Below are 11,221 nucleotides of genomic sequence, written 5' to 3' on the forward strand. Positions count from 1 at the left end.
GTGAGCGCGACGAACAGCCCACCTTTTCTTTTGTGAATGAGGCCTCGAGATAAGCTCTATCATTGATAGGAGTGGACCGGGATGGTTGGAGATCGCGCTGATGCCATGCTTGAAGTCATGGATGAAGGCATGCATGAAGCCAGGCATGAGGGAAAGTATCGGCGGATCGAGGTGATCACCGGTCGGCGGCAGCGGCGGAATTGGACTGACGAGGAGAAGGCGCGGATTCTCGCGGAGAGCGCAGAACCTGAAGTGAACATTTCGGCTGTTGCGAGGCGCTGGGGCGTCAATCGCGGCTTGCTGAATGTGTGGCGACGGGAAGCCGGACTAACCTCTCAACGGTCGGCAAAGACTAGTTTGCCGCCTGCCGTGTTCGTGCCGGTGACAGTGGTTGGGGATGGCGCACGACACGAAGGCTCGCCATCGAATGCCCCAGAGGTTCTCGCTGGCCGAATTGAGATCGAGATTGCGGGCGCACGCATGACGGTCATCGGCTCGGTAGCGCCTGAACTGGCGCAGGCGATGGTAGCGGCGTTGCGAGGGCGCCGGTGATCGGAGTTTCGCCAAATGGCGTGAAGATCATGGTTGCGACGCAACCCGTCGACTTCCGGCGCGGCATGAATGGCCTGGTAGCTTTGGTGGCGTCAGCCCTTGCGGCCGATCCCTATTGTGGCGACGTGTTCGTGTTCCGCGCCAAGCGTCTTGATCGGCTTCGCTGCATTTATTGGGACGGATCAGGCATGATCCTAGCGACGAAGTGGTTGGAGGCGGGCAAGTTCGTTTGGCCTCCGATCCGCGATGGCGCTATGCAGATGAGTGCCCAGGAGTTCTCGCTTTTGCTGGCCGGCATTGACTGGACGCGCGTCAAACGAAACGCGGTGAGGAGGCCCTCAAAAGCAGGCTGATCCTATTGGTTTTGCTTGAAGATTCAGACCCGTGTGGTAGGGTCTGTCATGCCGCTTCGACCCGATCCCTTGCCCCAGGATGCTGCGCAATTGACCCGGATCATTCTCTCGCTCGACGAAGAGAATGCCGATCTCAAGGCGCGCGTTGCCTTCCTTGAGCGCCAGCTCTTCGGGACGAAATCGGAGAAGATGACGACGATCGATCCAACGCAGGCAATGCTCGATCTTGGCGATCTAGGCGACATTCCCGTTGCTGCCAATGACGATGTCGCGCCGGTCGATGAAGACAAAACGCAGGCACGGCGATCGCCAGCCCGCAATATCGGCCGTTTGCCGAAACACCTTCCGCGTTATGACGAGCTCATCGAGCCAGCGAGCAAGACTTGCCCCTGCTGTTCGTTCGAACTTCATTGCATCGGCACTGATGTCAGCGAGGCGCTCGACATCGTGCCTGCAGTAGTCCGGGTGAAACGGACGATCCGGCCACGCTATGCATGCCGGGCTTGCGAGAGTGGCATCGTGCAAGCACCCGCACCAGCACGCATCATGGACGGCGGCATGGTGACCACGGCGTTTGCAGCCCATGTCGCCGTTTCGAAGTTTGCCTGGCATTTGCCGCTGCATCGCCAGGCGCAGATGCTGGCCTCCTGCGGCGTCATCATTGATCGCGGTACGCTCGGGGCATGGGTCACGCGGGTCGCCTGGTGGCTCGAACTTCTCTACGATGCACTCACCGCCTTCATCCGCTCGCAGCCGAGGGTGTTCTGTGACGAGACGCCACTTCCGCGCCTCGATCCGGGGCGCAAACGAACCAAGGTCTGCCAGTTATGGGCACAAGCGGTTGACGATCGGCCATGGAACGGTCCGGCGCCGCCGGCGGTGGCCTACATTTTTGCCGAAAGCCGCAGCGCTCGCGAGATCGAGGGGCAACTGTCGTCGTTCGCCGGCGTGCTTCAGGTTGATGGATATCAAGCCTATAAAACCATGGTCAAACGACGCGGCAAGAGCAACGTTGCCCCCATGCGGCTGGCCTTCTGCCTCGCTCATGCACGGCGAAAGTTCGTTGACGTCGTCAAACTGACCGGCTCTTCGGAGGCCTTGTCGATCCTTGCCAGGATTGCCGAAATCTATCGCATCGAAGCAAAACTACGAGGGGAAGATGAAGATACCCGGCTTAGCGGCAGGCGTCGTGAGGCAGCTCCCATCATGAGAGAACTGAAGGTCCATCTCACCGAACTGAGCGACGAGGTGTCGTCGAAATCGGCACTTGGCAAGGCAGTCACTTACATGCTCAACCACTGGAGCGGATTGACAGCCTTTCTAGAGGATGGCCGGATCGAGGTGGACTCCAATGTCGTCGAGCGTTCCATGAAATCCGTGGCTTTGACGAGAAAGAACTCATTATTCGTGGGCAACGAGCGGGGTGGAAAGACCTTCGCTGTCCTGGCATCGCTCGTGAACACGGCAAAGCTTAACGGCGTGGACCCCGACGTCTGGCTTGCCGATGTGCTGGAGCGCATCATCTCCGGCAAAGTGAAAGCCAACGAGATGGAGAGCCTTTTGCCTTGGGCCTGGAAGGCGGAACGCGAAGCGATGACACAGCAGGAGCGACAAGCGGCATGACACAGAACAGCCAGGAGATGACGCCGCGACCGAAGCTCGATGACGACGCATTCGAAGCCTTTATCAGGAGACGTCGTCCGCCATCGCCTATCTGGTCAATGAGCAGACTCGATGGTTATCTTACGGCCCTCATCATCGGCCCCAGGTTCATCGACCCACGGCAATGGATCCCGGAACTGACCGGCCCGGATGCCCTAAACCTGCCGATGGAAACAACCGAACATCGGGCCGTGCAGACGATCGTTGCAGAGTATAATCGGATATCTGCAAGCCTTTCCGAGAGACCGAAAGACCACCGGCCAAGGTTCACCCAGATCGATGATCAGACCCTTGATCCATTTGATTGGGACATCTGCTTTCTCATTGGAACACGACACGCGCCAAGGCTTTGGCAGCCTGTCCTTCGAGGTCATGCCGTCACTGGGGATATCATTGCGCCGATCCGCAAGCTCGGCGAGGTAAAACGGAAAGCGACCCACCAGGATGCTGCTGCCGTCGCCGAAGCACTCGTCAATATCCGAACCTATTTTATGCCGAAGCGGGCAAAGCAGAAGTTCTGACCGAGAGCCAGAAAGCCAGAAACCTATTTAGTCAAATCACGAAAGCCGTGGGCCATTCGTTGCGCTCACGGATGATCGGCCACAACCTGGCCAGCGTGACGGATAATTACACGGCCAGCCAGTACAACGACTTGGACGCTCTCGCCGATGAGACGCCAGGGTACGGAATAGCTGTTCGTGTCGAGATCGATGGCGCAGTCCGCCTGCACTTTGCGCACGAGGTCGCGTAGTTGTCCAAACGGTGCGCGGCCGCCGGATCAACAAGCGAGAGCAGTGCTCTTCCGGGGGCGAGAGCGGCTTGTTCATCAGCGTACCGAACTGGTGAATGCCCTGCGAGCCGTTCTCTACGAATTTGGGCAGATCGTTCCGCAGGGCATCGCCCATATCAAGCGCATTGATGCAATCATCTGTGATGAAGCGATAGATTTGCCGGATGTCGTGCGGGAGGAATGCCGGGATCTACTCGCGCAGATCGCAGAGAAGACAGCCCGTATCGAAACCAGGACGGCACAACTTACCGATGTCTCCAGAGATAGTATCGCTGCAACACCTCTTCAGACGATGCCGGGTGTCGGTCCCATGATCGCGCTGGCGGTTGAGGCATTTGCACCAGCAATGACGACTTTCTGGTCTGGGCGCGATTTTGCAGCTCGGCTTGGACTTAAGTCTTTTGCCTTTGACGGTTGAGCATGGGTTTCTCTAGTTAACGACAGTAACCTGATGTCGTGAATAGTAGGCTACAACGAAAGCCTGTGAAATACCTATAAGCAGCGTAAGCCACCGAGGGTCAACAGTGATGAATTCTTGAATTCTTCGAAAGGCCATTTTCTGCTGCAAAATGATTGGCTGCCGTTCGAAGCAAAGCCATCAAATGTCACTGTCGAAATTGAGACCGAGGAGGAATGGCCCTAGCTGCCTGTAAAGGTCACTCTTTGTCTTTATAAGCCTCAGCACTTTCGATCCATCCCTCACGAACACAATTATCCTTCTTTTCATCTCATTTCCAGCCTCTCCTCCTCTCAATGTCGTGGATCGTCGGAGAACCGGTCAATGCTACTGTTGCTGGCGCACTGACAAGCATGATCGAAGCCCGCAGGATTATGTACCAAAACCATGCTGGGCAGCGTAACGTCGGACTCATCTACAAATACATGACTGAGGCGGATGCACGTTTTTGTGTCGCCAACCGCCGCCTTACCGGCGTCACCTCGGTGACGTCGGCCACATCTCCGGCTGACCCTCCGCGTGAATGCATTAATCGCGGGCTTACCTGGTTTATCGCCGTTCCTGACGGTTCAGGCCCCTCTGCCATCAACGTTGTGTCCTGGGGGAAAGCGATAGGGGGGTGATCATGTCGTCGTGGCCTTGCTCGAGTCTGTAGCGTTATGTTTTTTCGGTCTGCTTGATTTCGTGTTGTTTACAATTGCTACTTCGTTGTGTCTTTGTCCTTGATTATCAAGGTTTTGGGTTATTTTGGTTTGCATTATCGCTCTATAGTATGAGTGATTGTACCTTTACTTATTGCAATAAAAGCCGGGCAATCCAGTTTGTTTTACTTGCTACTTTCATATTAACCTATTTTACCAAGGAAGATAGACCCGTCGTAATACGCGCCAATAGGCAATGATTCAGTCCCAACATCATAATAATAATTTACAAACTCGATGAGGAAAGTGGTAGGACCTCCACCAGAAGTGGTTTATTTTGCTCACAATGAACATCGAGGCCATAAGGCCTTCATAACCCAGACAACCAGTCTCCACCCGGGTTATGCCCGGGATTCACAACCTGACGGAAGCCGTAAGGCTTCCGTCTTCATTTTGGCGCAAAGCGCAAGTTGCCGCGTTCTAAAAAAACAGGGCAACGTTTACAGCAGGATATCACCGCCGCTGATCATATGTCGGATTTACTCCGACCTTTGCGTACGCAACCGAGGACGCTTTTAGTTACCCAGATTTCATTCGCCCAAGGGCGACGGCTTCCTGATCCTGGAAGACTGCGAGGTTAGAGCAGATCCTGTTCACATTCCTCCGATGTGAAGCGGGGGATCAATGTGCCGACGGCATCCCATAACCGCTTACCGTATAGTGTCTGGCCTGAGACCCTGAACTTCCTCCAGATTTTGGTAGAGTCCGTTGCAACAAGGAGACGGACGGAATGAAGCGTTTACGGTTCACGGAAGAACAGATCATCGGGATTTTGAAGGAGCAGGAGGCGGGTGCGAAGACGGCAGATATTTGCCGCAAGCATGGCATCTCGGACGCGACCTTCTACAAATACAAGGCGAAGTATGGCGGCATGGATGTGTCCGATGCCCGCAAGCTGAAGGCGCTCGAGGACGAGAATGCCAAGCTGAAGAAGCTGCTCACCGAGTCGATGCTGGACAACGCGATCCTAAAGGATGTTGCTTCAAAAAATGTATGGTCGCCTCCGTGCAAGGTTCGCGACATCGCAGATGACGATTCCAGTTGCATAAGTGTATCCGGCCTCTCGCAAGTGGGCTGCGGTTGCAGCCAGGCCATGATGAGATCCGCACACGCCGTTCCCAATAAATGGTTCGGGCACGAAGCCCGCTTTTTTGCACAGGGCTTACGGCATGTTGATCCACTGTTTCGTCATCACTCTTCCCGAGCCTTGCAATCGAGCCGGGAGCGTCAGGCGAATGCAGGGTCTCTGCGTTCGTATAGTGCTCCAGGCCTGGTCAGGACAACCCAGACAATACTTGCCATCTTAGCGGCAAGAGCAACGACAGCTTTGTTTGGGTGCATCCGGCTTTGAAGGCCGTCGAGCCAGCTCCCCAGTCGATCCTTCGTCCGATCGAGATGCCGAAAGCACGACCGTGCGCCATGCACGAGAAGTTTGCGAACGTAGCGGTTTCCCCGCTTGCTGATGCCGAGAAGCTTGTGCTTCCCACCCGTTGAGTATTCTCGAGGGACAAGGCCTAGCCATGCAGCCAAGTCGCGGGCTTTGTCAAATTGCCGACCACTGCCAACGGCTGCGAGAAGTGCAGTTGCGCCTAGAGCTCCGATTCCGGGGATCGTCATTAGCCGTCGTGCGGCATCCTCGCGACTAGCGATAGCTTCGATCTCGCGTGTGACGTCACCAATCCGGTGCTCCAATTGGCGCAAATCCGCAAACAGATTTGCAAGCAACTTCCGCATCGCCAAAGACAGATCGTTCGAAGCGTCTTCAATGACGTGTGGAAGATCGAGCTTGAAGAGGCCAGCTCCTTGGCGTAGCGCGATCCCAAATTCAAGACAGAAGGCCCGCATTTGATTGATCAAGCGTGTTCTCGTGCCGATCATCTGGTCACGCACCCGGTGGAGGGCTTGGAGGTCTGCCTGTTCTTCGCTCTTGATCGCCGCAAGCCGCATCGTCGGCCGCGTCGCTGCTTCGGCGATCGCCTCCGCATCAATGATGTCGCTTTTGTTCGACTTGACGTAAGGCTTCACGAATTGCGCCGGGATCAAGCGTACTTTGTGCCCCAGCGCCTGTATTTTCCTGGCAATCCATTGAGAGCCGGCGCACGATTCCATACCCACGATAGCCGGCGCAGCACGTCCAAAGAACTGAAGCAGCGTGTCCCGTCGGAAGCGAACCTTTTGGACAGGCGCTCCGTCGCTTCCGAGGCCGACGACGTGGAATATGTTCTTACCAATATCAATTCCGTAAACAGCCGCTGGGCGCGGCACATTGCGTTTTGGCATTGCAACCTCCTCGGTTTGACAGCCTCATGATGCTACGGGAGGACGAGACGGACCATCCCATTAATGGTGACGCCCGATGTGAAGCGGGATGCAGTGGTTCACGTCTGTGCGCAGCATGGGGTGAGCCAGCGTCGGGCGTGCGAGGTTCTGTCGGTGGATCGGTCGAGCATGCGATATCGCAGTGTTAGGCCCGACGATGAATCCATCCCTGAGGCGATGAAGAAGGTGGCGTCCGAGCGCCGGCGCTTCGGCTACCGCCGGATCCATGTCATGCTGGATCGGCAAGGGATCGTCATGAACCTGAAGAAGCTCCGGCGGCTTTATCGGGAAGAGAAGCTGACTGTGGGCAAGCGCGGCGGTCGCAAGAGGGCTTTGGGAATAAGGCGACCTTGGGCCTTGCCCTCACACCCCAACGAGCGCTGGAGCCTGGATTTCGTCAGTGACGCCTTCACAGACGGCCGCCGCTTCCGGGTGCTGGCGGTCGTCGACGACTTCACCCGCGAATGCCTGTGCCTCGTCGCAGACACATCGCTGTCTGGCGTTCGCCTTGCCCGGGAGTTGGACATCCTCATCGCAGGCGAGGTAAGCCAAGGACGATTGTCTCCGACAACGTCACGGAGATGACCAGATGACCAGCATGGCGATCCTCAAATGGTGCCAAGAGACCATGTCGAATGGCACCCGTCAGGATCTCAACCTTGGCCATAAATACCCTGTTACGTCACAAATGAATCATCTGTGTTGTAACTTGCGCGAATTCCCCACCTAACCAAAACCGGCTCACCGGACGCTCACGTTCATCAAAGCATTGTCTCAATAGCTGATCTGTCCGGCGAAATGGGGCGCACTCCACAGAAATAGACCACACTCATCGCTGGGCAACATCACGCCCAAGAGTTCGCAATGAAAATGACACTGGAAAAACAGGCCGCTTGAGGCCAGATTGAAACCCAAGACTCTCCCGAAAAATGGAGGGAAGCCGGGTCTCAGGTCATGTCGCATTCACACTTGAACAAACGAACAAACGCCACACGATCATATATCCTGCCACTGGGGGTACCATGATCTCCGCCACTGGGGGTACCATGATCTCCGGCCACTGGGGGTACCATGATCTCCGGACAATCTAAAAAAAGCCTTCCTGGACGACGGTTATGGAGGTGATGGCTTCTGGAAGAAGCAAACAGAGATGTTTTAATAAAGGGTGTACAGCTGTCAGAGCCCGGTCAACTCTTTTGCCTTTGACGGTTGAGCACAGGTCTCTCTAGTGAACGACAGTGACCTGATATCGTGAATGTAAGTTACAATGAAAGCCTAAGAAAGACCTATATGAATCCCGTCAGGTTATATAGTATATCAAACTTTGCTCACGTAGTGAAAATTAAATATAGCAAGGGGTTTAGCCGAAAGAAGTCGAACTAAACTTCAACGAATTACAACATCATAACCACGCCATTTGTTCCCGCCGTTGAGAAACAAAGATAAACAACAAATCAAAATCCAAATCCAAACAACTAATGAAGACCAGACATGCACAATACGGTTTGATTCGCCAAGGCATCATCGATGGCGCTCCAGCGATTATGCCAACTTATAGTAAAATTTGACAATCGAAAATACAATATTCAAAGTGCAAACTTAGAAACCTATTCACTAAGCTCCTCAAAATCGACGTTAGCATCAAGCAGTACTGGTGCGATAGCTATCACGTCAAACGAGCCAAGGCCACTGCGTCTGAATAGGAACTTATCGCTGTCATAGTAGAACCAATTAGTAGCTGGAATAACGAGGCAAGATTCAATGTCGCTATCTTCGACTATGCCGCATCCAACACTATGGTACCTTTCCACGATCGCCTCTATGGTGGAGTAAGCCGCATATGGTGGTATGTCCACCGCCAGTATCTTCCTTTGACCATCGTGATCTAAGAATCTCATATGATCTGGGATGTCATCCAGGCTTTGTGCTCGCAGACATGCTTTCGCATTCGCTTCCGGCATATATATGTACAACAACTCCGCCTGCTCCTCCTTCATCTCGATTTGTTCCAATTCATTGCTGCCGGCCCAATGGTTCATGCATGGATATTGCGAGAAAACCTCCGCTGATTCGCTATTAAATCCGCGCAACTCCGCCTTAAAATTCCAAGTGCATTGCGCACCTAACAGACGGGTAAGAAATTCACTGTATTTACTCGTGTCGTGATCTAGTCTTTTTTTCAATTTCTCTCTGCTGGTTGGCGAAAGAATATTCGAGCCACGAAAGCGTGGGCGCTCATAAACCGGAAGGCTGGTGCGATCTGCTGTTGAGTTCCCGCTGCTGCAGCATGATCCCATTTTCGGCAAACCGAGTTGCGTCAGTGCCTCAGAAAGTGCGGCGATGGGCGCGCTTACGGTGTAGTTGTGCCAAGAAGGAATATGTTGAAGAAGAATGGTTGTTGTGAAGGGTTCTGAAATGAACGTTTATTAAAGAGTGGTGCTCTTCCTTGTTGGACCGCCAATTTTTATAATTTAATCGGCAGAGTTGTTGCCCTTTCGGTNNNNAAGGCATCTTTGGAATGTGCCCCTTCTGCCGCGTAGACTCTCAGCTTTTGCGCAGCCGTGGCCTATCGCTGTGGTTCAAAGGGAACAACTTAAGCGTTCTGCAAATCGCTATCAGAATTTCTCCTGCCGGTTTGGGGTATGCCGAAGGTCATTTGCTGCACAAGATGTCACTCCGCTGGGGCAAACTGGCTTTTGGCGTGTAGGAACTCCCACCTCAATAATTGGACCGGTTACTCTTGAGCGCCCCTTTATTGTTGAGAAGAGACGAGCCGCGGTATCCTATGCTAATATCCTTATACTTCTCCCCTCTATAAATATTACCTGCTGTACTAAACACGGCCACAGATCAGCGTGGCGTCGTATTTAACACTCCCACTCATAATGAGCTTTCCGGCTTTTGACCGACCGAGGTTTCAAGGTGCCGTTCTAGATGATATTAATGAATGGGGTCTACTGCGACCTGTTTTCGAGGAAATCGTTTGGAGGTATGAGAGCTTTCTCGAGAATGAGCTTGTGCCAGCGCAAAACGACTATGCCGATACATTGGAGTCGGATGAAATCTATGATGCAGACCCAAGTTGGCATGAGGGGCTCAGCGGAGTTGAGACTGACGATCTCTTAGAATCGTTCCGCCAAATTGCATGCATGAACAACCCGACCGAGCACGTCCTAGAGCCAATTTCGGCAAGCCCTAAAGTGTTGTATGTCTACGTTGATGAAGAGTCAGTTTCTTCCGTCCGACGTCAACATCTTGGTTCAATTTCCTCTTGCTTTCGGTTCTCTGATCAGGGGGTAGCAAGGATGCTTGCATATGAAACTCCGCCGTATGCTACCGATGCCTCTTTTCCGTCGCTTCGGTCAGTGGTCAGCAAATATCAATCACTGGGATGCCAGGGTGTGAGGCGCACCAGCATTACGAGGTGTCTCGCCGTCCCCTGGACGCCGCTCTTCCGTGCTGAAGGAGGGGGCTTTCACAGCAGGAAGTATTTTGGCAGCTTTGATGTGCTGGCTAGTATGCGGGCGCGACATCACCCTAACTAATACCGACATTTATGGCCGCCCTAGAGGTTGATGATAGTTGTTTTATGACTTACTTCAGGATTATGTCTCTATGATCGTTGCTTTTTCAGTTTCTGTGCTGTTATTGCTTTCTTGGTGCGATGCTCGTTGTACACGTTTCTTATTAGAAATAAAGTTCAGTCAGTTTTTACGATTTTATTTTTTGCATCGATCTATTCTGAGGCGAACAGAGCCACTATGCGCGAATAGTTGTGATATAATTTATTGTATAATTATGCTGTAACCGATAGTCTGCCTCGGAACTGCTAATCTTAGTATTATTGCGACATATTTCCAATTCTCTTGTTTTAATTCTGGAACACAGAGCTTATGCCCACGGGCCTAAGGCGCGGGCTTTGTCAGCAGCCTGACACGAGCCGGCAGGCTTCCGTTTTTCATTTGACGCGAAGCGCGTAAGTTGCCAAGTGGCCGCGTCCAAAGCCGAGGCAACATCTACATCAGGATATATCCTGTCGCCGGTGTTGTTACGTTAAGTTTCTCTGCCTGAAAAGGTCAGCGGCGCGTGGATATTCAGTTGACACAGGCCGCAATTTTCCATGCATCGAAAGCTTCGCTTGACAGGTAGCGAATTGTTTGCGCGGCGACGGGACGGAACTGAAAAGCAATTACGGTTCGCTGAGTGCATGGAGACGAACCGTTGCAACGTGCCTGTGATTGGTGGCCTTGCATGGTTCGTTCCCGTTTTCGAAACGGCAGATGGCTGTTCTCATTATTGAGGCCCTTGTGCGACCAATGGTCAAGGCCGTGCCACTTCCGCCTTTGCTGCACCATAGGAGCGGAGCTTATCGGTGATGCTCCGTTTG

7 protein-coding genes and 5 pseudogenes are annotated in these 11,221 nt (G+C 53.4%); 8 read left to right on the forward strand and 4 right to left on the reverse strand.

Going from position 1 to position 11,221, the window contains the following annotated elements; translation table 11 throughout:
* The first annotated feature begins 81 nt into the window (after positions 1-81).
* Genes tnpA through AS026_RS03170 form a run of 4 tightly spaced genes read left to right on the forward strand, consistent with a single transcriptional unit; the run spans position 82 to position 3,088 of the window.
* On the forward strand, positions 82-552 hold the full coding sequence (tnpA, locus tag AS026_RS03155) for an IS66-like element accessory protein TnpA (protein ID WP_062368489.1): 471 nt from the start codon (positions 82-84) through the stop codon (positions 550-552).
* Complete coding sequence (gene tnpB, locus AS026_RS03160) at positions 549-905, forward strand: IS66 family insertion sequence element accessory protein TnpB (protein ID WP_028749713.1); 357 nt, start codon at positions 549-551, stop codon at positions 903-905. Before tnpA ends, tnpB begins: the two co-directional genes overlap by 4 nt.
* Positions 906-953: 48 nt before the next feature.
* Entirely contained in the window at positions 954-2,528 is a 1,575-nt protein-coding gene (gene tnpC, locus AS026_RS03165; RefSeq protein ID WP_028749712.1) for an IS66 family transposase, read from the forward strand.
* Positions 2,525-3,088, forward strand: a complete 564-nt coding sequence (locus AS026_RS03170) for a UPF0149 family protein (protein WP_062368490.1) — start codon at positions 2,525-2,527, stop codon at positions 3,086-3,088. Before tnpC ends, AS026_RS03170 begins: the two co-directional genes overlap by 4 nt.
* A gap of 71 nt (positions 3,089-3,159) precedes the next feature.
* Here the strand turns inward: AS026_RS03170 and AS026_RS39125 are convergent.
* Positions 3,160-3,339: pseudogene (locus AS026_RS39125) on the reverse strand (Mu transposase domain-containing protein); the annotation flags it as partial.
* A 10-nt stretch (positions 3,340-3,349) separates the two neighbouring features.
* Here AS026_RS39125 and AS026_RS44120 point away from each other — a divergent pair.
* Both AS026_RS44120 and AS026_RS39135 read left to right on the forward strand, forming a co-directional pair.
* A pseudogene (locus AS026_RS44120) lies at positions 3,350-3,751 on the forward strand (transposase); the annotation flags it as partial.
* Between the two features lie 1,494 nt (positions 3,752-5,245).
* Positions 5,246-5,527: pseudogene (locus AS026_RS39135) on the forward strand (transposase); the annotation flags it as partial.
* Between the two features lie 215 nt (positions 5,528-5,742).
* On the opposite strand, the gene AS026_RS03180 reads toward AS026_RS39135, so the two are convergent.
* Positions 5,743-6,795: an IS110 family RNA-guided transposase gene (locus tag AS026_RS03180; protein WP_007538768.1), complete on the reverse strand. Its 1,053-nt coding sequence runs from the start codon at positions 6,793-6,795 to the stop codon at positions 5,743-5,745.
* A gap of 63 nt (positions 6,796-6,858) precedes the next feature.
* Here AS026_RS03180 and AS026_RS03185 point away from each other — a divergent pair.
* Positions 6,859-7,421 (forward strand): annotated as a pseudogene (locus AS026_RS03185) (DDE-type integrase/transposase/recombinase); the annotation flags it as partial.
* Between the two features lie 1,020 nt (positions 7,422-8,441).
* Here the strand turns inward: AS026_RS03185 and AS026_RS39140 are convergent.
* Positions 8,442-9,131, reverse strand: a complete 690-nt coding sequence (locus AS026_RS39140) for a RolB family protein (RefSeq protein WP_081593621.1) — start codon at positions 9,129-9,131, stop codon at positions 8,442-8,444.
* A 588-nt stretch (positions 9,132-9,719) separates the two neighbouring features.
* Here AS026_RS39140 and AS026_RS44380 point away from each other — a divergent pair.
* On the forward strand, positions 9,720-10,379 hold the full coding sequence (locus AS026_RS44380) for a RolB family protein (protein WP_037076792.1): 660 nt from the start codon (positions 9,720-9,722) through the stop codon (positions 10,377-10,379).
* Positions 10,380-10,928: 549 nt separating this feature from the next.
* Here AS026_RS44380 and AS026_RS39145 read toward each other — a convergent pair.
* Positions 10,929-11,221, reverse strand: a pseudogene (locus AS026_RS39145) (DDE-type integrase/transposase/recombinase); the annotation flags it as partial.

The sequence above is a fragment of the Rhizobium altiplani genome, from assembly GCF_001542405.1.
GTDB classification, from domain to species: Bacteria; Pseudomonadota; Alphaproteobacteria; order Rhizobiales; family Rhizobiaceae; genus Rhizobium; species Rhizobium altiplani.

Coding starts and splice junctions, on each gene's coding strand:
- tnpA (WP_062368489.1), top strand. CDS start 82: ATGGTTGGAGATCGCGCTGATGCCATGCTTGAAGTCATGGATGAAGGC.
- tnpC (WP_028749712.1), top strand. CDS start 954: ATGCCGCTTCGACCCGATCCCTTGCCCCAGGATGCTGCGCAATTGACC.
- AS026_RS03170 (WP_062368490.1), top strand. CDS start 2,525: ATGACACAGAACAGCCAGGAGATGACGCCGCGACCGAAGCTCGATGAC.
- AS026_RS03180 (WP_007538768.1), bottom strand. CDS start 6,795: ATGCCAAAACGCAATGTGCCGCGCCCAGCGGCTGTTTACGGAATTGAT.
- AS026_RS39140 (WP_081593621.1), bottom strand. CDS start 9,131: ATGGGATCATGCTGCAGCAGCGGGAACTCAACAGCAGATCGCACCAGC.
- AS026_RS44380 (WP_037076792.1), top strand. CDS start 9,720: ATGAGCTTTCCGGCTTTTGACCGACCGAGGTTTCAAGGTGCCGTTCTA.